The sequence below is a fragment of the Minwuia sp. IMCC3060 genome (genome assembly GCF_029909435.1).
Taxonomy (GTDB): Bacteria; Pseudomonadota; Alphaproteobacteria; order Minwuiales; family Minwuiaceae; genus Minwuia.
Genome location: NZ_CP123782.1, coordinates 3895409 through 3920027, shown reverse-complemented (window position 1 = coordinate 3920027; position 24619 = coordinate 3895409). Strand labels below are relative to the sequence as shown.

At 64.8% G+C, this 24619-nt stretch carries 19 protein-coding genes; 9 read left to right on the top strand and 10 right to left on the bottom strand.

Annotated features, from left to right (window positions below; genetic code table 11):
- Nucleotides 1-4: 4 nt before the first annotated feature.
- On the bottom strand, nucleotides 5-853 hold the full coding sequence (locus tag QGV54_RS18365; protein WP_281019195.1) for a sterol desaturase family protein: 849 nt from the start codon (nucleotides 851-853) through the stop codon (nucleotides 5-7).
- A gap of 69 nt (nucleotides 854-922) precedes the next feature.
- Complete coding sequence (locus QGV54_RS18360; protein ID WP_281019196.1) at nucleotides 923-1876, bottom strand: threonine/serine dehydratase; 954 nt, start codon at nucleotides 1874-1876, stop codon at nucleotides 923-925.
- Nucleotides 1877-2377: 501 nt separating this feature from the next.
- Here QGV54_RS18360 and QGV54_RS18355 point away from each other — a divergent pair.
- The 5 genes from QGV54_RS18355 (at nucleotide 2378) to QGV54_RS18335 (ending at nucleotide 11088) form a co-directional block, all read left to right on the top strand.
- Nucleotides 2378-3940, top strand: a complete 1563-nt coding sequence (locus QGV54_RS18355) for a trimethylamine methyltransferase family protein (protein ID WP_281019197.1) — start codon at nucleotides 2378-2380, stop codon at nucleotides 3938-3940.
- 42 nt (nucleotides 3941-3982) lie between these two features.
- Nucleotides 3983-6415: an FAD-dependent oxidoreductase gene (locus QGV54_RS18350; RefSeq protein WP_281019198.1), complete on the top strand. Its 2433-nt coding sequence runs from the start codon at nucleotides 3983-3985 to the stop codon at nucleotides 6413-6415.
- Between the two features lie 335 nt (nucleotides 6416-6750).
- Nucleotides 6751-7635 (top strand): OmpA family protein, encoded by an 885-nt coding sequence (locus QGV54_RS18345; RefSeq protein WP_281019199.1) that lies wholly within the window; start codon nucleotides 6751-6753, stop codon nucleotides 7633-7635.
- A gap of 269 nt (nucleotides 7636-7904) precedes the next feature.
- A complete protein-coding gene (locus QGV54_RS18340; protein ID WP_281019200.1) occupies nucleotides 7905-8765 on the top strand; it encodes an OmpA family protein in 861 nt (286 codons plus the stop codon).
- A 220-nt stretch (nucleotides 8766-8985) separates the two neighbouring features.
- Nucleotides 8986-11088, top strand: coding sequence for a hypothetical protein (locus QGV54_RS18335; RefSeq protein WP_281019201.1), 2103 nt, complete (start codon nucleotides 8986-8988; stop codon nucleotides 11086-11088).
- 86 nt (nucleotides 11089-11174) lie between these two features.
- On the opposite strand, the gene phbB is transcribed toward QGV54_RS18335, so the two are convergent.
- The 3 genes from phbB to QGV54_RS18320 form a co-directional block, all read right to left on the bottom strand.
- A complete protein-coding gene (gene phbB / locus QGV54_RS18330) occupies nucleotides 11175-11897 on the bottom strand; it encodes an acetoacetyl-CoA reductase (protein WP_281019202.1) in 723 nt (240 codons plus the stop codon).
- A 112-nt stretch (nucleotides 11898-12009) separates the two neighbouring features.
- Nucleotides 12010-13185, bottom strand: coding sequence for an acetyl-CoA C-acetyltransferase (locus QGV54_RS18325; protein WP_281019203.1), 1176 nt, complete (start codon nucleotides 13183-13185; stop codon nucleotides 12010-12012).
- A gap of 212 nt (nucleotides 13186-13397) precedes the next feature.
- Nucleotides 13398-14678: an alpha/beta fold hydrolase gene (locus QGV54_RS18320; protein ID WP_281019204.1), complete on the bottom strand. Its 1281-nt coding sequence runs from the start codon at nucleotides 14676-14678 to the stop codon at nucleotides 13398-13400.
- Between the two features lie 306 nt (nucleotides 14679-14984).
- On the opposite strand from QGV54_RS18320, the gene phaR reads away from it, so the two are divergent.
- From phaR to QGV54_RS18305, 3 genes are all read left to right on the top strand, one after another.
- Nucleotides 14985-15611, top strand: coding sequence for a polyhydroxyalkanoate synthesis repressor PhaR (gene phaR, locus QGV54_RS18315; protein WP_281019205.1), 627 nt, complete (start codon nucleotides 14985-14987; stop codon nucleotides 15609-15611).
- A 188-nt stretch (nucleotides 15612-15799) separates the two neighbouring features.
- The gene (locus QGV54_RS18310; RefSeq protein WP_281019206.1) at nucleotides 15800-16147 is read left to right on the top strand and encodes a hypothetical protein; all 348 of its coding nucleotides are present in this window, start codon (nucleotides 15800-15802) and stop codon (nucleotides 16145-16147) included.
- 235 nt (nucleotides 16148-16382) lie between these two features.
- The gene (locus tag QGV54_RS18305) at nucleotides 16383-17480 is read left to right on the top strand and encodes an LLM class flavin-dependent oxidoreductase (RefSeq protein ID WP_281019207.1); all 1098 of its coding nucleotides are present in this window, start codon (nucleotides 16383-16385) and stop codon (nucleotides 17478-17480) included.
- Between the two features lie 199 nt (nucleotides 17481-17679).
- On the opposite strand, the gene QGV54_RS18300 is transcribed toward QGV54_RS18305, so the two are convergent.
- The 4 genes from QGV54_RS18300 to QGV54_RS18285 form a co-directional block, all read right to left on the bottom strand.
- Entirely contained in the window at nucleotides 17680-18471 is a 792-nt protein-coding gene (locus tag QGV54_RS18300; protein ID WP_281019208.1) for an amino acid ABC transporter ATP-binding protein, read from the bottom strand.
- Nucleotides 18472-18495: 24 nt separating this feature from the next.
- Entirely contained in the window at nucleotides 18496-19809 is a 1314-nt protein-coding gene (locus QGV54_RS18295) for an amino acid ABC transporter permease (RefSeq protein WP_281019209.1), read from the bottom strand.
- A 1-nt stretch (nucleotide 19810) separates the two neighbouring features.
- The gene (locus QGV54_RS18290; protein WP_281019210.1) at nucleotides 19811-21028 is read right to left on the bottom strand and encodes an ABC transporter permease subunit; all 1218 of its coding nucleotides are present in this window, start codon (nucleotides 21026-21028) and stop codon (nucleotides 19811-19813) included.
- 114 nt (nucleotides 21029-21142) lie between these two features.
- A complete protein-coding gene (locus QGV54_RS18285; protein WP_281019211.1) occupies nucleotides 21143-22162 on the bottom strand; it encodes an amino acid ABC transporter substrate-binding protein in 1020 nt (339 codons plus the stop codon).
- A 312-nt stretch (nucleotides 22163-22474) separates the two neighbouring features.
- On the opposite strand from QGV54_RS18285, the gene metC reads away from it, so the two are divergent.
- Nucleotides 22475-23647, top strand: coding sequence for a cystathionine beta-lyase (gene metC / locus QGV54_RS18280; RefSeq protein ID WP_281019212.1), 1173 nt, complete (start codon nucleotides 22475-22477; stop codon nucleotides 23645-23647).
- 117 nt (nucleotides 23648-23764) lie between these two features.
- On the opposite strand, the gene QGV54_RS18275 is transcribed toward metC, so the two are convergent.
- Entirely contained in the window at nucleotides 23765-24544 is a 780-nt protein-coding gene (locus QGV54_RS18275; RefSeq protein ID WP_281019213.1) for a phasin family protein, read from the bottom strand.
- Nucleotides 24545-24619: the final 75 nt, after the last annotated feature.

The following is a 24619-nucleotide window of genomic DNA, read 5'->3' as shown; positions in this document are numbered from 1 at the left end:
CGGCTCAGGACCGGCGGAAGGGCAGGGCAAGCATCCAGCCAAGCCCCTGCCGCCGGCCCTCACGATAGTCGGCGAGGCCGATTTCCATGCCGTCATGCCCGGCGCGCGGCTGCGGTGTCAGGGTGCCGAACAGCCGGTCCCAGAGCGTCAGGTTGAAGCCATAGTTGGAGTCGGTCTCCGACGGGATCACCGAATGATGCACCCGGTGGAAATCCGGCGTGACGATGATCCGGCGCATCAGCCTGTCCAGCCATCCGGGCAGACGCAGGTTGGCGTGGTTGAACATGGCAGCCCCGTTCAGCACCACCTCGAAGAGCAGCACCGCCACCGCCGCCGGACCCAGCAGGGCAATGACGGCGAACTTGAAGACCATCGACAGGATGATCTCGACCGGGTGAAACCGGAGGCCGGTGGTCACGTCGATATCCATGTCGGCATGGTGCACCCGATGCAGCCGCCAGAACAGCGGCACCTTGTGGAAGGCCACATGCTGCGCCCAGATGGCGAGGTCGAGCAGCAGCACCGCCGCCACGATCTCCAGCACCGGCGGCAGATCCACCAGGTTGAACAGGCCGATCCCCCGCTCCGCCATCAGGAAGGCGAACCCGACCGCCAGCGTCGGCAGGAAGAAGAAGCTCAGCCGCAGCACCAGGGTGTTCAGCACGACGACGGACAGGTTCCTGAACCAGCGCCCGACCAGCCCCTGGGTCAGCCGGCGACGGGGCGCCAGCCGCTCGGCCGCGATCATCGCCAGCAGCATGCCGCCGAAGACGCCAAGCCTCAGCGTCGCCTCGTTATCCAGAAGAAACTGATCCATGGCACAGAGATAGGCCGAACCGGAACGGCGCGCCATGCCCGCGTGCTGACATGTGCGCGAGGAGAAGGTGACCCGGAAGGTTCACCGCCGGGCCCCGGGCGCTGCTCAGTCCCTGGTGCCGAAGCCGTCGACGCCCGCGCCGCAGATCACGACACAGACCTTCTCGTCTGCCCGCACGGGGAAGCGGCCATTGAACAGGGCGGCCATCCCCGCGGCGGCGGCGAGTTCCGTACCGATCCCGAGCTCGTCCCAGAGCCAGGCGGCGGCGGCATACATTTCCGGGTCACTGACCAGCACGATGTCATCGACGGTGCGCTGGATGATCTCCAGATTGATCTCGGCCGACCGGCGTGGCGCCAGGGTCGGCGCCCTGGTCGAGATGCGTTCCAGCGTCACCAGTTCACCTGCATCGACCGAGCGGCGGAGCGTCGGTGCCCCCTCCGGCTCCACACCGATGATGCGGATATCGGGGCGCCGGGCCTTCAGCGCTGTCGCGACGCCGGAAATCAGGCCGCCGCCGCCGATCGCCAGCACCACGGTCTCCACATCCGGCATGTCCTCCAGGATCTCCAGACCGACGGTGCCCTGGCCCGCGATGACGCTTGGCTGTGCGAAGGGATGTACATAAACGCGGCCTTCCGCCTCGACCCGGGCCAGTGCCAACTGATTCGCATCGTCCCAGGCTTCGCCTTCCACCACGACTTCTGCGCCAAAACGACGCATCCTGGCTACCTTGTCGGGTGCTGCGGTGACCGGAACATGGATGCTGGCAGGCACCCCCGCCGCCTTCGCAGCCGCAGCAACGCCGAGCCCGTGGTTGCCGCCGGAGGCCGTGATGACACCGTGCTGCAACTGTTCCCGCGTCAGCGAAAGCGCCGTATTGGCCGCGCCCCGTGCCTTGAAGGAGCCGGCGAGTTGCAGGTTCTCCAGCTTCAGCACCAGGTCACAGGGCAGCGAAAGCCCGACCGCCGGGGCCACGCGCAGCATGGGCGTGCGCCGCACGGAGCCCTGCATGCGCGCCTGCGCTGCCTCGATATCCTGGATCGTGACCGCCGTCATGTTTCTGCCCTCCTGCTGCCGGTGCAGGCAATAATCCTCTGCGAACCGGAAAGCCACCCTTGACATTCGGGGTCATGGGGCGGATATACGTTGCAGTGCAGCAAAAACTGTTGCACTGCATCAATGAAGCCTGAACAGGCGCTCGTGGGATCTGCCCATTGTTTGTTCAGTTGTTGCTCCCCAGCAACGCCGCTTTGATGTATATGGAATTGAAGATTCGAGCCACCGGGTTGCGTCTCCTCCCCAAATAGCGCCCGGCTCGATGTACGGAAAGGGCGACCCACTCCTCCCCGGGTCGCCCTTTCTATTTCTGCCCCCTCCCGCGTGAATGCCTTTCTCTGGCCGCATCGATGTCTTTCTCTGGACGGTCGCGCCGTGCTGCCGTTTTTGGAACATGAACCGCCGGAATTGGTCCTCTTTGCTTCAACCACTCCTGTGACAGTCTCTCTCCGGGCCGGATGCCATTCAGGCGAAGTGACGGCTCGCCGGGGGAGTCCAGCCATGACAGGGACCGGAGATACGGGACGGGGGGGTGGCCGCAGGCGGCGCGGCAGGCGCGGCGGCGGCGACGAGACCCCCGTGCTGGAGCAGCAGCCCTTTCGCCAGCCGCGCATGATCTATGCGCCGATGCGCGCGGTCTCCGACGATCAGGTCGAACAGATCCATCAGGCCTCTCTGGACGTGCTGCAGGAAATCGGGATGGATTTCCTGCATCCGGAGGCGAAGGCATTGCTGAAGGACGCTGGCGCGGATGTCGATCCGGGCAGTGACCGCGTCCGCTTCGACCGGCAACTGGTCGAGAGCGTCATCGGTCTGGCGCCGTCACAGTTCACCCTGCATGCCCGCAATCCGGCCCACGACCTGACCTTCGGCGGCGACCATATCGTCTATTGCGCCGCGGCCAGCGCACCCAACTGCGCCGACCGGGCAGGCGGGCGGCGGCCCGGCAATCTGGAGGACTACCGGCGGTTCCTGAAGCTCGGCCAGATGCTGAACGCCGTCCACATGTGGGGCGGCTATACCGTGGAGCCGACCGACGTTCACGCCTCCGTCCGGCATCTGGTGGCGCTGCAGGACATGCTGACGCTGTCGGACAAGGCGATCCATGCCTACAGCCTGGGGACGGAGCGGATCCAGGACGGCATCGAGATGGCGCGGATCGCGCGCGGCATCGACGATGCGACGCTGGACCGCGAACCCTCCGTGATCTCCATCATCAACACCTCCTCCCCCCTGCGCTTCGACACGCCGATGCTGGACGGGGTGATGCAGCTTGCCCGGCGCGGGCAGGCGATCTGCCTGACCCCCTTCACGCTGGCCGGAGCCATGGCACCGGTGACCCTTGCCGGGGCGCTGGTGCAGCAGAACGCGGAGGCGCTGGCCGGGCTGGTCATCAGCCAGACCACCAGGCCCGGCGCGCCCTTCGTCTATGGCGGCTTCACCTCCAACGTGGACATGAAGTCCGGGGCGCCTGCCTTCGGCACGCCGGAGGCGATGCGCACCGCCCTGATCGGCGGCCAGCTGGCGCGGCGCTATGGCCTGCCCTATCGGTCCTCCAACGTGAACGCCGCCAATACCCTGGACGCGCAGGCAGCCTATGAGACCGTCTTCTCCCTCTGGGGCGCGGTGATGGGCGGCGTCAACATGCTGAAGCATGGCCTCGGCTGGATGGAGGGGGGACTGCATACCTCCTTCGAGAAATTCGTCATGGATGCCGACATCCTGCAGATGGTGGCGGAGTTCCTGACACCGGTGGAGGTCAACCGCGATTCCCTGGCACTGGACGCGATGCGGGAGGTCGGGCCGGGAGGCCACTTCTTCGGCTGCGCCCACACCCAGGAACGCTATCGCACCGCCTTCTACCCGCCGATGGTCTCCGACTGGCGCAACTACGAGAGCTGGGAGGAAGCGGACAGCCCCACCGCCTATGACCGGACCGAGATCCTGTACCGGCAGATCCTGGAGTCCTACGAGGCCCCGCCGATGGACCCGGCTGCGGCGGAGGAACTGCAGGCCTATGTTGACCGCCGCACCGAAGCGGGCGGCGCCCCGACGGATTTCTGAGCCCGCGGGAGAGAGTTGGAACAGTCCACGGAAAGGCAGACGATGAAGACGAATGTGAAGGTCGCGGTGATCGGTGGCGGTGTGGTCGGATGCAGTGTGCTGTATCACCTGACCCGTGCAGGCTGGACCGACGTGGTGCTGATCGAGCGCTCCGAACTGACCTCCGGCTCGACCTGGCATGCGGCGGGCGGCATGCACACGCTGAACGGTGATCCCAACGTCTCCAAGCTGCAGGCCTACACGATCAGTCTCTACAAGGAGATCCAGGAACAGTCGGGACAGGACTGCGGCATGCATGTCACCGGCGGCGTCATGCTGGCCGACACGGAAGAGCGCATGCAGTGGCTGAAGATGGCCCATGCGCGCGGCCGCTACCTCGGCATGGACACGGAACTGATCTCGGTCAGCGAGGCGAAGGAGCTGTTTCCCCTGCTGGAGGAGAAGTACTTCGTCGGCGCGATGTACGACGCGGTCGACGGCCATGTGGACCCGTCCGGTGTCACCCAGGCCTATGCCCGCGCGGCGCGGCTGAACGGGGCCGAGGTCTATCGCCACAACCGGGTCGTCGAACTGAACCAGCGCCCGGACATGACCTGGGACGTGGTGACGGAGCAGGGCACCATCAACGCCGAACATGTGGTCAATGCCGGTGGTCTCTGGGCGCGGGAAGTGGGGCGCATGGTCGGGCTGGAGCTGCCCGTCCTGGCCATGGAGCACATGTACCTGCTGACGGAGGAAATGCCGGAGGTCGTGGCCTTCAACGAGTCCAGCGGCAAGGAGATGATCCACGCCATCGACTTCGGCGGCGAGATCTACACCCGTCAGGAAGGCAAGGGCATGCTGATGGGCACCTACGAGAAGGCCTGTCGACCCTGGAGCCCGAAGAACACGCCCTGGGACTTCGGCCACGAACTGCTGCAGCCCGACATCGACCGCATCGCGCCGTCACTGGAACTGGGGTTCGAGCATTTTCCGGCCTACGGGCGGGCCGGCATCAAGCAGATCATCAACGGCCCCTTCACCTTCGCCCCGGACGGCAACCCGCTGGTCGGGCCAGTGAAGGGCCTGCCGAACTACTGGTGCGCCTGTGCGGTGATGGCCGGTTTCAGCCAGGGCGGCGGCGTCGGGCTGGCGCTGGCCAACTGGATCATCGACGGCGACCCGGGTTTCGATATCTGGGCCATGGATGTCAGCCGTTTCGGCGACTACGCCAACATGGCCTATACCAATGCGCGGGTGCGGGAGAACTATTCCCGCCGCTTCTCCATCACCTTCCCCAACGAGGAGCTGCAGGCGGCCCGCCCGGCGCGCACCACCGCCATCCATGACGCGCTGAAGGCGGAGAACGCGGTCTTCGGTGCCTCCTTCGGCCTGGAACATGCGCTCTGGTTCCAGAAACCGGGCGAGGACCCGGTGGAGGATGTGACCTTCAAGCGTTCCAACGCCCATGATGTGGTGGCCGCCGAATGCCGGGCGGTGCGCAGCGGCGTCGGCATGATCGAGATCTCGAACTTCGCCAAGTACGAGGTCACGGGCCGGGGGGCGGATGTCTGGCTCAGCCGCATCCTGGCCAACCGGCTGCCCCGGCAGGGGCGCATCGTCCTGTCGCCGATGCTGAACCGCCAGGGCGGGCTGATCGGTGACTTCACCGTCGCGCGGGCCGCCGAGGACCGCTTCTATGTCTTTGGCTCCGGCGTCGCGGAGAACTACCACATGCGCTGGTTCGGAGCGCAGTTGCCGGATGATGGCAGCGTGTCCGTGCGCCCGCTCGGCCTTGGCCTGACCGGCCTTTCGCTGGCAGGACCACAGGCCCGTGCGGTGCTGGAAAAGGTGACGGAGGAGGATGTGTCGCCGGAAGCCTTCCGCTTCATGGATTTCCGGGAGATGGACCTGGGTCTGGTACCGGCCCGGGTCGGCCGCATCACCTTCACAGGTGATCTGGGATTCGAGATCTGGGTGGCGCATGAATATCTGCTGACGCTCTATCGCATGCTGCGGCAGGCGGGTGAGGCGCATGGCCTGACCCTGTTCGGCGGGCGGGCGCTGAACGGGCTGCGGCTGGAGAAGAGCTTCGGCACCTGGGCGCGGGAGTTTCGCCCGATCTATGGCCCCTATGCGGCCGGGCTGGATCGCTTCGTGGCACCATCGAAGAACGACTTCATCGGTCGCGACGCGATGCTGCGTGAACGCGATGAGGGGCCGAAGCTGCGTCTGGTGACGCTGAAGGTCGCGGCAGGCGACGCCGATGTGATCGGGGACGAGCCGATCTGGATCGACGGTCAGGTGCAGGGCTGGGTGACCTCGGGCGGCTACGCGCACCACAGCGGTGCGTCGGTAGCGCAGGGCTATGTCCCGGCGGGCTTCGCCGACATGGCGGACGCACCGTTCGAGGTGGAGATCATCGGCGAACGCCGATCTGCCAGCCTGTGTCCGGAACCCCTGTTCGATCCCGCCGGCACCAGGATGCGCGTCTGACCGTTGCCACAATCTGACACCATTGCCGACTGCACGGGGCCGGACGGCCGTCCCCGATCGCGAGCCATACTGTCACGGGACTGCTGCAATTCGGGCTGCCGCAGCCCATATGACTGAAACTGAGGGTCGAGTGCGGCTGCGCCTATTGCACGGCAAGTGTAACCCCGCAGCAACGTCTGACACACGTTGGCCACAGGGCCGTCACTGACGTGACATGGTGATGGTCCCAGATGGCAATCAAGCCGGACAGAGCAGTCCGGCAACGCATCGGCGGCTCGGGTTTGCTGCCAACGCGTTCCAACGGGACCCACCTTTCAGAGAAAAGGCGAGACAACATGATCAACGTGACATCGAAATTCGCAGGCGGCGCTGTTGCGACCGCCATGGCCCTGTCGCTCGGCATGTCCGGCGCATTTGCGGCAACCCATTCCGCCAAGCCCGCCATGTCCGAGCACACGAACTTCACCAGCGCCCTGGCGTCCCGCTATGCCTCCATGGCTGCCGAGGAGAAGCTGGAGCTTGACGCGGCCGACGAGGCGCATTTCGCCAACAAGGCCGCCCAGGCTGCGCAGGGTCTGGTGGTCCTGCCCGACGCCCCGAACAGCCGTCCGATCGAGGATGCGGATCAGCGTGCCTTTGCCGGATCCGCGCATGGCCAGCTGATGGCCGCGCTGGGTGGCGAGGCCCCGGAGAAGCATCCGCTGGTCCTGGCCGACGCACAGACGAGCTATGACTGCTACCTGCAGGAGGCCCAGGAGGGTTATCAGCTGCTGCATATCCAGCGCTGCCGCCAGGGTTTCGAGACGGCGATGGCCACCATCAACCGTCCGATGCAGGTGAGCGCGCCGAAGCCGGAAGTGAAGGCCGAGGCGAAGGCGATCGAGAACATCAGCTTCACCGTCTACTTCGGCTTTGACAGTGCCGCACTGACGCAGGAGGCCCAGCCGGTCCTGCAGCAGGCCGTGGCCGAGTTCCGCCGCCGTTCCAATGCCCGGATCGACGTTGCCGGTCACACGGACCGTGCCGGTTCGGTCGAGTACAACCGTGCCCTGTCCAAGCGTCGCGCCGATGCGGTCCGGGATGCGCTGGCCGCGAGTGGCGTCACCGCCGGTCGGATCGATGAGGCTGCCCTGGGCGAGCTCGTCACCGACGTCGAGACCGCCGACGGTGTGCGCGAGCCGCTGAACCGTCGCGTCGAGATCGTGGTTTCCAGCCAGTAACAGGCCGGTCAATCACAGAATGTGACCTGAAGAGGGGCGTCCGGATCAATCCGGGCGCCCCTTTCTCGTTTTCGTGTCGCCTGAAGTACCAGCATGCGCGGAAACGCTGTTGTATGCAGGCCGTGTACTGGTATGTAATGTGCTATTGAACATTTCATCACGACTGTAGTGCCCGGCATGGGAATTGCGGTCTGAAAGGATGCAGTCACCGGATCCTGCAATGTGCAGGGCCGCAGCTGCTGAGGGACAGAAACGAAAGGGAGCAAGGCATGAATGCATTGCTGAAGTTGGGGGGAGTCGGTCTGGCTGCCCTGATTCTGGCCGCATGTGCGTCCGACGCACCGTCGGATCCGAATGCAGGCAAGGTCGCCACGAAGTATCCGGCGCTGAATTCGCAGTTGGCACCGATGTACGCGGTATTGTCCGCCAATGAGGCGGAAGAGGGCGACTCTGCGGATGCGGCCTATTACTCCGCCAAGTCCGCCGATGCGGCGGCAGGCTTTGAAGTGCTGCCCGACACCGTGGCTTCCCGCGCGCTGGACGCCGGCAAGGTTTCGGAGTTGAGCGAGGCCCGTGTCCGCCTGATGCAGAAGTATGCGGAAGGCTATGCCGAGTCGCAGCCTGCCGATCTGGCCATGGCCCAGACCCAGTGGGATTGCTGGATCCAGGAACAGGAAGAAGGCTGGCAGCTGCTGCACATCTTCCGTTGCCGCGATGGTTTCGAGGCCGCAATGGCCAAGATGAAGCCGGCCCCGGCACCTGCCGCGGCACCGAAGCCGGTCGCCAAGATGTCTGACCTGACACAGGTGATCTACTTCCGGTTTGATCAGGCCAATCTGACCAACCTGTCCAAGGGTCGGCTGCAGAGCGTCATCGGCAACCTTGGCAAGCGCAAGGCCGGAGCTGTTTCCGTCACCGCACACACGGATACCAGCGGTTCTGACCAGTACAATCTGGCGCTGTCCAACCAGCGTGCACGTCAGGTCGTCGAGTTCCTGGTGAGCAACGGTGTTGCAGCCTCTGCCATCACCGCATCCGGCGTCGGCGAGAGCCAGCCTGCCGTGAAGACGGGTGACGGCGTGAAGAACGCCAAGAACCGTCGTGCGGTTCTGGTGGTCAGCGGCCAGTAAGCGGCTGACCCGCTTCCGGCGCTGACCCGCAGGGGTCCGGGCGTCGGGAACGACCGAAGATCAGGGCGTCTGCCAGCGATGGCAGGCGCCCTTTTTTCGTTGCGATCCGAAGTCCGCTCCTCTCCAATGACCGTCGATAGCGGGGTCGCGTGCCACGGTCCGGGCCATGGGCCGCCGTGATGCTGCCGTGATCGTTTCGTCCCCTTGCTGGAGCTGCCCGATGAACCGCACGAAAGTCGCGATTGGCCTTTTCCTCATTGCGGTACTGGGGCTGCTTGGTGGTCGTTTCGGCCTGCCCCTGCTGGTCGAGCGACAGGTCGCCGCCGCGCTGGATGCGCATGTCGCGGGCCTGCCGGATGCCACCGGGGCCGGATATGCGGGGCTGTCGCTCGACTACTGGAACGATCAGGTGCGGCTGCAGGAACTGCGGCTGCCGGTCGATCTGACCCGGCCCGACGGTCGACCGTTCACGGCGCTGGTGACGGTGCGGGACATCCTGGTCGATGGATATGACTGGCCGGCCCTGGAGGCCGCCTTCCAGGCCGGGTCCGCCTCCGCCGGTGCGTCACCGCTGGTGCGCCAGGTGACCTGGGGCGGCGTCGCGCTGAAGGGGCAGGCGAACGGCGAGCCGCTGGGTACGGTCGGCGCCGGAACGCTGGACGGGCTGAACGCCGTCGCCTTCAGTCCGGAGGACGGCGCCGTGACCTCCCTCGGCTTCGATGCACTGAGCCTGCGGGACATGATCATGACCCCGACACCTGCCTATCTGGGTGCGGTGGAGAATACCGGGCAGGGCGCGGAGATCCGGGTGGCACTGCCTTCGGTGGTGGTCACCGGCTGGGGCGATGAGGGCGCGGACAGCATCATGCTGGCCGGGCTCGCAGCCACGGCGGTCGCCGACTCCGGCGGCGTCGTCGAACTTGGCTTCGAGGAACTCTCGCTCACCGACTGGCGGAAGGGGGAACCCGGCAAGGTGGGCAGGGTCAGTGTGACCGGCCTGTCCGAGATGCTCCAGCTTCCCGCCAGCGTGATCGCGGCACAGGACCCCGAAGTCGCCCGCATGGCGGGGCTGCAGGGTCCGGTCCGGATCTCTGTGGAACGCTATGAGTTGTCTGACCTGCGCTACGACCCGCAGTTGCTGTCCCTCTGGCAGTCGCTGATGCAGGTTCTGGAGGCGCAGGATGAGGACGGGAAGCCGGATCTCGGCATTCTTGTGGGCTTTCTTGAGGACTATCTGGTCATCTTGGAGCGGGCGCGTGACCTGGGGACAGGGATCGGCAGTGCCGAGCTGACCGGCATGCAGGTCAGTTTCGGCGACGCCTCGTCCATGACACTGGAGCGGCTGGAGATCAGCGACATGTTTGGCCTGAAGAGCGGCAGCTTCGAGGTCTCCGGCATCACCCAGAAGGTCGCGGGCAATGTCAGCGGCGGCATCGAACGCTATCGCGGGGAAATCGGCGACCTGTCGGCGCTGCCGGAGTGGCTGCGTACGGTCTTCGGCAGGCCCCTGGCGGCGGACAGTCTGGCGAAGGCCCGGGCCTGGGCGGAGGGCAAGAGCCTGGCGGAACTGGTACCCATGGTCGATCTCGGCACGTTCAGCATGGAGGGATTGAACGCCGTTGGTCCGGACGGGAAGCCGGTGCGGATGGATCTCTTCGCCATCGACAGCATGCGGATCGGGGAGGATGCATCGGTGGAGCTGGCCTTCCGCCTGGAGGGTATCTCGGCACCGCTGGACAGCGCCGCCGGCAGACAGCCCCAGGCGGCCATGCTGCTGCAGATGCTGAAGGCGAACGGAGTGGAGGACCTGGTGCTTGGCGGCGCCATTGCGCTGAGGGCCGGGCTGGCCGACAACACCGGCGCGCTGGCCGTCGGGATTTCCGGTGCCGATCTGGCCGAGTCACGGGTGGAGATCGACCTGACGGCGCTCGATTTCGAGAAGCTGCGCCAGACACCGGGGCCACAGCGCAACATGATCGCCCTGTCATCCCGGCTTGCCCGCGCGCAGCTCACGGTCGTCGATCAGGGACTGCGCATGTTGTTCCTGGAGTCACAGGCCGCCGAACGCCCCGGTGCGACCGCGGAGATGATCGGTACCCAGTTCAGCGCAATGGCGGAGCAGATGGGCGCAAGCATGGGCACGGATGCCAGCCGCGCCATCGGGCAGCAGCTTGCGGCCTTCATCACGCAGGGCGGCATGCTTGAGGTTTCGACCGACCTTCAGACCCCGCTGCCGATCATCCAGCTCATGGGCCTGCAACGCCAGCCGCCCGCCAGCATCATTGAAGCCCTGGGCATCTCGGCGCGCCATACCGCGCCCTGATCCCGGCGCCGCGAACAGAAAGGGCGGCATCCGCATCCCGGATACCGCCCCCTGCATGAAACAGTGTCTGAACGCCGGTCGGGCCGTCAGTACATGTGCTGGCCACCGTTGATGGACATTGTGGAACCGGTGACGAAGGTCGCGTCGTCGGAAACCAGGAACAGGACGCCGCGTGCGATCTCGTCGGCGTGACCCAGGCGACCGATCGGAATCTTGGCCACGATCTTCTCCAGCACGTTGGCGGGAACCGCAGCAACCATGTCGGTGTCGATGTAGCCCGGTGCGATGGCATTGACGGTGATGTTGAATCGCGCGCCTTCCTGCGCCAGCGCCTTGGTGAAGCCGTGAATGCCGGACTTGGCAGCCGCATAGTTCACCTGACCGTACTGGCCGGCCTGACCGTTGATGGAGCCGATGTTGACGATGCGGCCGAAGCTGCGGGACTTCATGCCGTCGAAGGTCGCCTTGGCCAGGTTGAAGCAACCGCCCAGATTGGTGTCGAGCACCGCCTGCCAGTCTTCCTTGCTCATGCGCGCCAGGGTGCCGTCGCGGGTGATGCCGGCATTGTTGACCACGATGTCGATGTCGCCGACTTCCGCGGTGATCTTCGCCACGGCAGCATGCACCGCATCGAAATCGGAGACGTCGAACTTGTAGGCGGGGATGCCGGTCTCGGCCGTGAAGGCCTTGGCGGCCGCGTCATTGCCGGCGTAGTTCGCGGCAACGCTGATCCCGGCATCACGCAGGGTGGTGGAAATGGCCGCGCCGATACCGCGCGTACCACCGGTGACGAGTGCAACTCGTGCCATCTGATTGGACTCCATGGTTTCTTCTTCTTGGGGGAGGTTGGTGCGACGGTCGTCCCTGACCCGCGGCGCCGGGGCCGCGTCGCGGGTCGGAACGGTTCGTCAGGCGTTCGGATCAGTCGCGCTCGACGCACATGGCGATACCCATGCCGCCGCCGATGCACAGGGTGGCCAGACCCTTCTTGGCATCACGCTTCTGCATCTCGAACAGCAGGGTATTGAGGACGCGGGTACCGGAGGCACCGATCGGATGGCCGATGGCGATCGCGCCGCCATTGACGTTCAGCTTCTCCGGGTCGATGCCCAGTTCCTTGCCGACGGCACAGGCCTGCGCGGCAAAGGCCTCATTGGCCTCGATGAGGTCCAGATCATCGACGGTCCAGCCGGCCTTCTCCAGCGCGCTGCGGGTCGCCGGGACCGGGCCGATGCCCATGATCGCAGGGTCGACACCGGCCTGGGCCCAGGAAACGATGCGGGCCATCGGGGTGATGCCGCGCTTCGCCGCCTCGTCGGCGGTCATCAGCACGACCGCACCGGCACCATCGTTGATGCCGGAAGCATTGCCGGCGGTCACGGAACCATCCTTGGTGAAGGCGGGACGCAGCTTCGTCATCATGTCCATCGTCGCGCCATGGCGGATGTACTCGTCCTCCGAAACCACCGTGTCGCCCTTGCGGCCCTTGATGGTGACGGGCACGATCTCGTCGCTGAACCGGCCGGCCTTCTGCGCCGCCTCGGCCTTGTTCTGGGAGGCGAGAGCGAACTCGTCCTGCTGCTCCCGCGTGATCTGCCACTGCTGGGCGATGTTCTCCGCCGTGTTGCCCATGTGATAGCCGTTGAAGGCATCCCAGAGTCCGTCGCGGATCATCGTGTCGATGAACTTCATGTCGCCCATGCGGGCACCGGCACGCAGATGCTGCGCGTGCGGGGCCATGGACATGCTTTCCTGGCCACCGGCGACGACGATCTTGCTGTCGCCGTTGCGGATCGCCTGCCAGCCGAGCGCGACCGTGCGCAGGCCGGAGCCGCACAGCATGTTCACGCCCCAGGCCGGGCTTTCCTGCGGCACACCCGCATTGATCGAGGCCTGGCGGGCGGGGTTCTGGCCCTGACCGGCAGTCAGGATCTGACCCATGATGACTTCCGAGACTTCGGCGGCGTCCACCCCGGCACGCTCCAGCGCGCCCTTGATGGCGACCGTGCCGAGATCATGTGCGGGAACGGACCCGAACGCGCCGTTGAAGGAGCCGACCGGCGTACGGGCGGCGGATGCGATGACGATATCGGACATTCAGGATTTCCTCCTTGGTGGTTTCTCGGACAGCGTATCATGCCTCACGTCGCGTCATACAGACGATGCTGCGACGCAGCATAAGATTGCTGCATTGCGAAAAGAGTGCCGGTTCCTCATGGTTCCGGCAACTGTGGATTGGTTAATGTGTCGGTATGTCGCGACCGCCATGGCGCATTCTTGCTGCGGCGCAACATGAAGCAGCCAGTGTCTCATGTCACCTTCCCCAGCCATGTGGCGAGCGGCTCCCAGAGGCTGCGCCGGGCGCGGGAGCCGACGACCATGCCGATGTGCCCCGCTGCCGGCTCGATCACGGTTGCATCCGGCAGGTCAGCCACCGCGCCACGGGCGGATGCGGGCGGGACGATCCTGTCCTGTGCCGGAATGGCGGCGAACACCGGCATCGGCAGATCACCGGGACGTATAGCCGTATCGCCGATCCGCCAGCGGCCCGTGCCCGGCAGGTTCTCGTTGTACCAGCCGACAAGGCAGTCATGCGCGACCCTGGGCGGCAGGGCCGGTCCGTCGTTCAGCCAGTCCTCCAGCGCGACGAACTGCCGGGCCTTCTCACTGTCCGGATCCATGCCGGCAAAGCGGGCGAACTTGCGTTGCGCCAGGTTGGGATCCAGCGCGGCGAAGAAGGCCTGGATCAGGTCTATCGGCATCTCGCCGAAGGCCGCCAGCACCGGCTGCCACATGGGCAGGGACGCGGCGAATGCTTCCGCCTGGGGGCTCAGGTCCGCATGAAAGTCCCAGGGGGAGGCGAGCAGCGCCAGGGCGGACACGGCATCGCTGCGCAACAGGCCAAGGGCGACGGAAAGGGTGCCGCCCATGCAATAGCCGACGACGGGGGCCGGCCGGCCGCCATTCAGGCTGACCGCTGCATCCAGCGCCGACGACAGGGGACCGCCAAGGTAGGCGGCAACATCATAGCGGCGTTCCGGCTTCCCCGGCGTACCCCAGTCAAGCAGCAGGGGGCGCAGCCCGGCTTCCGCCGCCAGCCAGCGCAGCATGCTGTTGCCGGGCAACAGGTCCAGCACCCAGGCGCGGTTGATCTGCGACGGCACGAACATCACCACCGGGGCGTCCGGCCGGTCGGGCAGGCCATAGTCGAGCAGCCGCACCGCACCCTGCCGCCAGACCGCGGGCGGGTCATCGGCGATCCTGTGCCAGGGATGGGTCTGGTACTGTTCGATGCCCGCCAGGGTGGCCTGCATCCTTCGGGCGCATTCGGCGGCGATCGCGCCCCCCAGCCTGGTAGCGTCCTCGGCGGCCATTGCGGCCAGCAGGTCGGTGGCCCTGTCCCTGATGTCAGGGTGCCAGGGTATCCCGCCCGCCTGCGCCAGTGGCAGTGCCGCCATCGCCCCGGTCAGCGTCGCCCCCGCTGTCGCCAGATGCAGCGCCAGCGGTCGCGGTCCGATGCGTCGGCGCGGTGTCGTTCCCGGGTCCCTGCGGGTCGGTCCCGGGTCCTTGCTGTTCGGCGTTGCGGTCATGCAGGAATCCGCTCAAGGCTTTCCAGCTCTCCCTCAGCCGGGGATCGGCGGAGGCCCGGGCAGCCTGCTCCTGCCAGAGGTCGACGAACTGTCGGGCGAGGCGGTCAAGGTCAGAGGGATCAGATGCTGGCGCTGTCATCACGTCCAATCTACAGCATTTCCCGTGAACGGGAAATCGCGGAGCCCGATCCGACTTCGCTGCAAGAGCGAATACGCCTTGCGCAATGCAGCATGAAACGGCGATAGTTCAAGGTCCACGCGTCCTGACCTGTCAGGGTGGCGCGCAAACCTGGTCGGAGTTGCTGAATGTCCCGTCGAGACAAGGCCGGAGAGGGTCCGGTAACCATCAAGAAGTATGCGAACCGGCGGCTCTACAATACCTCAACCTCTTCCTACGTGACGCTGGACCATCTGGCCGAGATGGTGCGCGACGATATCGATTTCGTGGTGTTCGATGCCAAGTCGGGGGAGGACATCACCCGTTCCGTCCTGACGCAGATCATCTTCGAGGCGGAAGGCAAGGGGCAGAACGTGCTGCCGGTGAACTTCCTCCGCCAGCTCATCAGCTTCTATGGCGACAGTCTGCAGGGCCTGCTGCCCAGCTATCTCGACATGTCGATGGATGCCTTCTCGAAGAACCAGGACGAGATGCGTACCCGCTTTGGCGGCAGTCTGGGCTCGCCCCTGCTGCATTTCGAGGAGGCCACGAAGCGCAACATGGCGCTGTTCGACCAGGCCATGAGCATGTTCAACCCCTTTGCCGTGCTGCAGGACGGGGCACCCTCCGCCGGCGAAGCACCCACGCCCAGGCCGGCAGCGGCGGAGCCCGAGAAGCCAAAGGCCGCCAGTACCCCGGGGGATATCGAGCAGATGAAGGATCAGCTCGATGCCATGCAGCGGCAACTTGAGAAGATGATGAAGCCAAAGGGCTGATGGCCGCTGTTTGAATAAAATTGTAAACAAATTCGACAGAAATTAACCAAGATTTCTGATTAACTATTTGTAAAGATTTCCCCATCGCCGTATATTTGGGGAATGCGACAGTTTTTCACGGTTCCGACATGCGTGTGAACGGGGTCAGCGCCAGTACCGGGTTGGTCCCGCGCGCGATGGCTGCGGGCGTGTCGCCGAGGGACCGTGGCAGTGCCGCCGACCGACCCGTCACCCCGACCGAACGGATCAGTGATACCCGTGGGCAGCAGGATGCACCGCCCAATCCGCTTTCGGGTCGCGATGCAACGCACTCCGTATCAGGGACCGCGGCCCACTGGCCGGTACCGACCCTTTCCGGTCTCGTCGGACATCGCCTGCTCTATGAAGTCCAGCGCCAGGCGCAGACGGACGGCGGACAGGCGGCAACGGCGGATCGCGCTTCGGACGCCGTGATCGCCTATCGCGCGGCGGGTGACCTGTCCGCCATGGTCCTGCGCCCCGACGGTGGCGGTCTGCGCCAGCCCTTCCGGGTCTGAACATCACGCGACGGCCAGTCCCCTCCGCCTGACCGGCCCGTCAGCCCGACCGGCCCGTCAGCCCCTTCAGCAGCAATTCCCCGGTCACTGCCATCCCGAACTGCCGGATAACTGGGCTCCTGCACGCCCCTGTGCCGAAAATCTCGTCATTTTCGACTGCGACCACTTGACCCAATCGGATGTTTCCGGCACAAGGATACCCGCGAGTAGCACTACGACACGAAGGAGTAGGCCAATGCATGTCGGTATGGGCGTGATCTTCCAGAACCCGGGCAAGGAACGCACGGACCGGGAGGTCTATGAGGCTGACATGGCCCTGGCGGAGGCGGCGGAGCCCCTGGGTTTCGACAGTGTCTGGACGGTCGAACATCACTTCACCGACTACACCATGTGCCCTGACCCGCTGATGTTCCTCAGCTACATGGCCGGGCGCTCGAAGACCATCCAGATCGGTTCCATGGTGGTGGTGCTGCCCTGGCATGACCCGCTGCGGGCGGCCGAACAGATCTCCATGCTCGACAACATGTCGGGCGGTCGTTTCATCCTCGGTATCGGTCGCGGTGCGGGGAAGGTCGAGTTCGACGGCTTCCGTCTGGACATGGGGGAAAGCCGGGAACGTTTCGTCGAGGCCGCGACCATGGTGCTCGACAGCCTGGAGACGGGCTACGCCGAGTTCGACGGGGAACACTACAGGCAGCCCCGCGTCGAGATCCGCCCGAACCCGCGCGGCAGTTTCCGCGGGCGCACCTATGCCGCCGCGGTCAGCCCCGAGTCTGCCCGCATCATGGCGCGGCTGGGGGTCGGCATCCTGATCATTCCGCAGAAACCCTGGGCCGCGGTGCGCAAGGAACTGGACGAATACCGCACGATCTACCGGGAAGTGAACAATGCCGAAGCCCCTGCCCCGATCGCCGGCGGCTGGGTGTTCTGTGACGAGAACCGCGACCGCGCCTACGAGATGGCGCTGAAGTACATCGGTGGCTACTGGAAGACGGTCATGGACCACTACCAGTTCGACGGCGAGCACATGCAGAACATGAAGGGCTATGAATATTACGCCCAGTTCCGTGACAACCTGCTGAAGAACGGTCCCGACGCGGCAACGGAATTCTTCATGAACCTGCAGGTCTGGGGCACGCCGGAGATGTGCCTCGAGAAGATCATGAAGACCGCTGACACCATCGGCGCCGATGGCTTCAACGGTGTCTTCTCCTACGCCGGGATGCCGCACGACGAATCGATGCGCAACGCCGAACTGTTCGCGCGCGAGGTCATGCCGGAGCTGAAGAAGGCCGCACCTGCCGCCGAGCGTCTGGCAAGGTCCGCCGCCTGACAGCAGCGAATACCAGCTTTTCCGCCGGGCCTACTGGGGAGGAGGCCGGGAAGGGGAGGATGGCGCGGCCGGAGCAATCCGGCCGCGTCATTATTTTGGGGTGATCCGTCAGACGACCGCACCGGCTACCGGACCAGGTCCGGCAACGAACACCGCGAGGGAACAGACCGCCGGCAGGGACGACCGCGCCGGATCAGTATCAGTGGCTGAGGATCTGGCTCAGGAACAGCTTGGTCCGGTCGCTCTGCGGATTGTTGAAGAACTCTTCCGGCTCGTTCTGCTCGATGATCTGGCCCTGGTCCATGAAGATGACCCGGTTCGCCACCTGACGGGCAAAGCCCATTTCATGGGTGACGCAGATCATGGTCATGCCGGTCTCCGCCAGGTCGACCATGACGTCCAGCACTTCCTTGATCATTTCCGGATCGAGGGCCGATGTCGGCTCATCGAACAGCATGATGCGCGGGTTCATGCAGAGCGAGCGTGCGATGGCCACACGCTGCTGCTGACCACCGGAAAGCTGGCCGGGGAACTTCTGCGCCTGATCGGCGATCTTCACCCGCTCCAGGTAGTGCATGGCGCGGTCTTCCGCTTCCTTGCGCGGTTCCTTGCGGACCCAGATCGGCGCCAGGGTGCAGTTGTCCAGCACGGACAGGTGCGGGAACAGGTTGAAGTGCTGAAAGCACATGCCGACTTCGGACCGGATCTTGTCGATGTTCTTCAGATCCGACGACAGCTCGATCCCGTCCACGACGATCGTGCCCTTCTGGTGTTCCTCCAGCCGGTTGATGCAGCGGATCAGGGTGGACTTGCCGGAACCGGACGGGCCGCAGACCACGATCCGCTCCCCCCGGTTCACGGTCAGGCTGATGTCACGCAGCACGTGGAAGTCACCGTACCACTTGTTCATCGCGGTGATCTCGATGGCCACTTCGTCGGACACCGAAAGCTTGGAACGATCGACTTCGCGATCAATTGCCACTTCGCTCATGGGTAAGACCTTTCCTTTACGCGATCAACGGTGCCCGGTCTGAAGCTTGCGCTCCAGATACATCGAATAGCGGGACATGCCGAAGCAGAAGATGAAGAAGAAGATGGCGATGAAGCCATACAGCTCCCAGACAATGCCGTTCCAGTTCTGGTCGGCGCGGATCGGGTTGAGGATACCCACCGGATCCAGCAGACCGATCACCGACACGAGCGTCGTGTCCTTGAACAGACCGATGAAGGTATTGACGATGCCCGGAATGGAGATCTTCAGCGCCTGAGGCAGGATGATCAGGCGCATGGACTTCCAGTAGTCCAGGCCCAGCGCATCGGCTGCCTCGTACTGTCCCTTCGGCAGGGCCGCCAGACCGCCCCGGATCACCTCCGCCATGTAGGCCGCGGCGAAGAGCGTCACCATGATCACCACCCGCAGGATGATGTCGAAGCTGGTACCCGGCGGCAGGAAGTAGTTCAGCAGGGTGGAGGCCACGAACAGCAGGGTGATGAGCGGCACGCCACGGACGAACTCGATGAACCCCGTGCTCATCGCCTTGATGAAGAGCAGGTTGGAGCGTCGTCCGAGCGCGAGCGCAATGCCCAGCGGGAACGATCCTGCAATGCCGCTGACGCCGATGATGAGCGAGAGCAGGAAGCCGCCGATCTTGCTGGATTCAACAACCGGCAGCCCGATGAAGACGACGCTGCTCAGGATACCGTCGAAGACCTCGACGCCGAACAGCCACCACAGGACGAGCACGAGACCCGCAAGCAGAATGGCGAGGATACCGGCTATCCCCTCCTCCATCGACGTGCCGCGCAGCACGGGATTCAGTATCCGGTAGGCAATGATCGCGATGACCGGGCCAAGCATGACACCGACCGGTCCCCAGATCGTGCCGCCCCAGATCAGCCAGTAGGCGACGGCCGGGTAGAGGGCAGAGACATACAGCATCTTGCGTGGCGCCCCGGCGAACAGCACCGGCCAGACGGCAACGATCATCAGCACGAAGGCCACGATCGAACGCCAGCGTTCCTCTTCCGGATAGAAGCCATAGATGAACTGCAGGTAGCGTTCCTTGATGACCGCGAGGCAGGCACCCTCGTCGATCTCCCGGCAGTTGCCCAGAGAGGTGGCGTTCCAGACAGAATCCAGGAACAGCCAAGGAATGACCGATGCCAGCAGGCTGTAGATGATGAAGGCCCCGACCAGGGTCATGATTGCATTGGGAATGCTGGAGAACAGGTTCTCCCGCATCCATGCGACAGGACCGACCACGCTGGAGGGCGGCGGAGACGGCGGAATGTCGCCCGCCGCGACGAACGGCTTGTGGCTGTCGTTCATCTTACCTCTCCCTCAGCTTGACGCGTTCATTGTACCAGTTCATCACCACCGAGATGCTGAGCGAGGTCACCAGATAGAAGCCCATCAGCAGCATCAGACACTCCATTTCGCGCCCCGTCTGGTTCAGCGTGATGCCGCCCAGCGTGCCGGTGGCGTCCATGTAGCCAACGGCAATGGCGAGGGAGGAGTTCTTGGTCAGGTTCAGGTACTGGCTGATCAGCGGCGGCACGATCACCCGCAGCGCCTGCGGCAGGATCACCAGGTTCATGGTCCGTCCGGGCCGCAGGCCGAGAGCGAACGCCGCTTCGGACTGGCCCTTGCTGACGGCCAGGATGCCGGAGCGGACAATTTCCGCCGTGAAGGCACCGGTATAGAGCGACAGCGCCAGCCAGAGGCCGATCAGACTGTCGCGCATGAAGACGCCGCCCCTGAAGTTGAAACCCTTCAGTTCCGGGTACTCGAGCGTTATCGGCATCCCGAGAAGGAAGAAGACCAGTATCGTCGGCAGGAACAGGATCGCCAGCGAGATCGGGAACATCGGCAGGATCTCGCCCGTCGCTTCCTGGCGCTTCTTCGCCCAGCGTCGGAAACCGATCATCACGCCGATGGAGAGCAGGAAGACGATGACCACGGCCATCGACATGTCGCCCATGACCGGCGCGGGAATGTAGAAACCGCGGTTGGTCAGGACCAGCATGCCACCAAGCAGTGGTGAGGCATCGGGGTCCGCGCCGCGGAACTGGTTCGGTGCCGGCAGGGTCTCGTTGATCACCGCGACGGTGATCAGGATCCAGATCAGCACCGGGATGTTGCGGAAACCTTCGACATAGATCGTCATCAGGCGGGCGATCAGCCAGTTGTTCGACAGGCGAAGCACGCCCGCGATCACGCCGACGACGGTGGCCGTGATACAGCCCAGAATGGCGACGAGCAGCGTGTTCAGAATGCCGACAACGGCCGCCCGTGCATGTGTCGAGGTCGACGAATAGTCGATGAGGCGCTGGTTGATGTCGTAGGAAGCGGTTTCGCCGAGAAAGCTGAACCCGAATGTCTTGCCCAGATCTGCCAGGTTCTGGATCACGTTGTTCAGCAGCCATGCGGCAGCCAGCATGAAAACGATCAAAGCAATAATCTGGATGGTGTAGGACCGGTAACGGGTGTCGTAGATCAACATCCCGATACGGAAATTCGTGTCTCCGGAAGTGGAGATCGTGGCCATGGCACAGAGCCCCCTCGTACTACGGCGCCGGACAGAATAACAGTCCGGCCAGTCGCCTCCCCGTCAGAAAGAAGTCGGGCGCGTCACCCTGGGATGACGCGCCCGATATTCAGATCAACGGAACGGCGGTGCGTAGAGGATGCCGCCCTTGCTCCAGAGCTGGTTCAGGCCACGGGCCAGACCAATCGCGGTGCTTTCGCCCACATTGCGCTCGAAGATCTCGCCGTAGTTGCCACCGGCGGAAATCGCATGCACGGCCCAGTCGGCAGGCAGGCCCAGCATTTCGCCGTAGCTGCCTTCCTTGCCCAGCAGGCGGTTGACTTCCGGATCAGCGGAACCATCCGCAGCCAGCTTGGCGACGTTGGCCTTGGTCACGCCCTTTTCCTCGGCGATGATCAGGGCATTCAGCACCCAGGCGCTGATGTCCGCCCACTGGTCGTCACCCTGGCGAACCAGCGGACCCAGCGGTTCCTTGGAGATGATCTCCGGCAGCAGCACATGCTCGCCCGGCTTCTCGAAGGTTGCGCGCGTCGCGGCCAGACCGGAAGCGTCCGTGGTGTACACGTCACAGGCGTTGGACAGGTACTTCTGCTGCGCCTCGGCATTGGTCTCGATCGGAACCGGCTCGTAGCTCATGCCATTGGCACGGAAGAAGTCGGCCAGGTTCAGCTCGGTCGTGGTGCCGGTCTGGATGCAGACGGTGGCGCCGTCGAGTTCCTTGGCAGACTTCACGCCCAGGCTCTTGCGGACCATGAAGCCCTGACCGTCGTAGTAGTTCACACCGGTGAAGGTGAAACCCAGGTCGACGTCGCGGCTCAGCGTCCAGGTGGTGTTGCGATACAGGATATCGACCTCACCGGAAGCCAGCGCCGTGAAACGGGTCTTGCCCGTGGTCGGCGTGAACTTGATGGCATTCGCGTCACCGAAGATGGCCGCAGCCGTCGCGCGGCAGAAGGTGACATCAAAGCCGTCCCAGACGCCATTGGCATCCGTGAAGGCAAAACCGGCAAGACCGGTCGACACACCACACTGGACGAAGCCCTTGGCTTTGACGTCGTCGAGCGTGGCCGCGTTCGCCGCTGTCGACACTGCCATCACGGCAGCGGCAGCAATGATTGCGCCTTTAACTTTCATATTGGAAAACTCCCTGTTTCATCCGATCCCCGGATATTTGCAGTGCCGTCCTGTATGTGGCCAGCAGGGTCGATGCCCCACCGGTCCGGAAGCACCACTTGTGTCCGAGGTGCGTTTAACCCGCGCAGCCTATGCCCGGGTTTCCGACAACACAACAGGGTTTCTGCATTGCAAGGTGGCGCTTGCCGCAATGCAGCACTTGGCCTGACCGTCAAAGCTCTGTCAGTATCGTTGTCAGTATTCGGTCAGCATCTTGCGCGAGACCGGCCGCATTCGGGAATGCGGACGCAATCAGGGGAAAGCCAGACAACCATGAAGCAGGACACCACCATCGTCACCGCCGGGCGCGACCCGGAAAGCAATCTCGGCGTGGTGAACCCGCCCGTCTATCACACCTCCACCATCCTCAACCCGTCGATGGCGACGATGAAGGCCAACGGCGCGCGGCGCGAGAAGGGCGAGACCGTCACCATGTACGGGCGCATCGGTCACCCGACATCGCTGGCCTTCGAGGAGGCGATGGCGCAGGTGGAGGGCGGCTACAGCGCCTTTGCCTTCCCCTCGGGCCTCGCGGCCATCGCGGCGGCGCTCACGTCCTATGTCGCCGCCGGTGACCACATCCTGGTCAGCGATTCCGCCTACCGCCCCACCCGCAGCTATTGCGACGGGGTGCTGAAGCGGTTCGGGGTGGAGACGACCTACTACGATCCCCTGATCGGCGCCGGCATCGCCGACCTGATCCGTCCGAACACGAAGATCGTCTATGTGGAGGCCCCCGGCTCCCACACCTTCGAGATGCAGGACATTCCTGCCATCGCGGCGGAGGCGAAGAAGGCCGGGGCCATGGTGCTGATGGACAATACCTGGGCCAGCCCGCTGTTCTTCCGCCCCTTCGAGCATGGCGTCGATGTCTCGATCCACGCCGCCACCAAGTACATCGTCGGCCATTCGGACGCGATGCTGGGGGTGGTCGTGACCAATGAAGCCGCCTGGCAGCCGTTGCGCCAGACCGCGCAGGCGATGGGCCAGTGCGTCGGGCCGGACGACGTCTATCTCGGCCTGCGGGGGCTGCGCACCCTGGCCGTGCGGCTGCGCCAGCACATGGTCAATGCGCTGGACGTCGCCGCCTGGCTGGAGACCCGGCCGGAGGTCGATCGCGTGCTGCACCCCGGCCTGCCAAGCCACCCGGGCCACGCCATCTGGAAGCGCGATTTCCTCGGATCGTCCGGCCTGTTCTCCATCATCCTCCGCGACGGCTACAGCGACGACGATCTGGCCCGCATGATCGACGGGCTCAAGCTCTTCGGCCTCGGCGCGTCATGGGGCGGCTACGAAAGCCTCGTCATTCACCAGAAACCGGAACAGTTCCGTACCGCCACCCCCTGGAGCGGCCCCGGCCTGCTGGTGCGGCTGCACATCGGGCTGGAGGACACGGACGACCTGAAGGCCGATCTGCAGGCGGGACTGGAGCGTCTGGCGGGCTGAGCCGGGACGCCGAAGCCTTCCGGAACACAAAAGGGGGCCACCGCGACGGTGACCCCCTTCTTGATCGGGAACGCTACATGACCCGAAGGCCTCTCCCGAGATCGGAATGTTCCGGTATCAGAACCAGCGTGCCTCGCGGACCTGCTCCGAGGCGGCATTGACGCGCTGGGTGGCCAGTTCGACACCGCGTGCCAGGACGTCCTGATAGGTCGTGCTGACCACACCGAAGTGGGTCGTCCAGGCTTCGAAGGCCGACTCGGCATATTCACGCTGCAGATCCGCAATCTCGGTCAGGCCCTCGGCGCTGCCCATGCGATCCACGACCGCGGCGCTCGCGGCCAGACGGCTCTGCACGAAGCTGGTGGTGGTCTCCTGCAGCTCCATGGCCGACTCGACGGCGGTACGGTTGGTCTCGACAACCATCTCGATGCTCTCCTGCAGCGCGGCGAACATGTCCGGCTGGAAGGTACCTGCCACGGCTTCGGCGGTCGCAGCGACCTTCTTCGCGGCCGCCTTCGGGGCGGCTGCGGGCTTGCTGGCGGTCGCTGCCTTGACCGTGGTCCTTGCAGGCGCGGCCTTCTTCGCGGCCGGCTTGGCCGCTGCCTTCGCAGGCGCAGCCTTCCGGGCCGGGGTCTTCTTCGCCGGGGCGGCCTTGGTCGTCGTTGCCTTGGTCGCTGCAGCCTTGGGGGTCGCAGCCTTTGCCGGGGCCTTGGCCGGAGCCTTCTTCGCTGCCGTCGCCCTGCGCGCTGCTGCCTTCGCAGGCGCAGCCGCTTCCGCGACCGGGGCCGCCTTGGCTTCAGTCTCTGCAGGGGCCGCAGCCTCGGTCTTCGGGGCGGCTTCCGCCTTCGGTGCCGCTTCGGCGACCTTCGGCGTTTCGTCCGTCTTGTTGTCTGTCATCTGAATTCTCCGTATTCACGCGCGTCAGCAGACGCTCTGGAACCTGAAGCACAGATAACAACTCATGTTGCATTG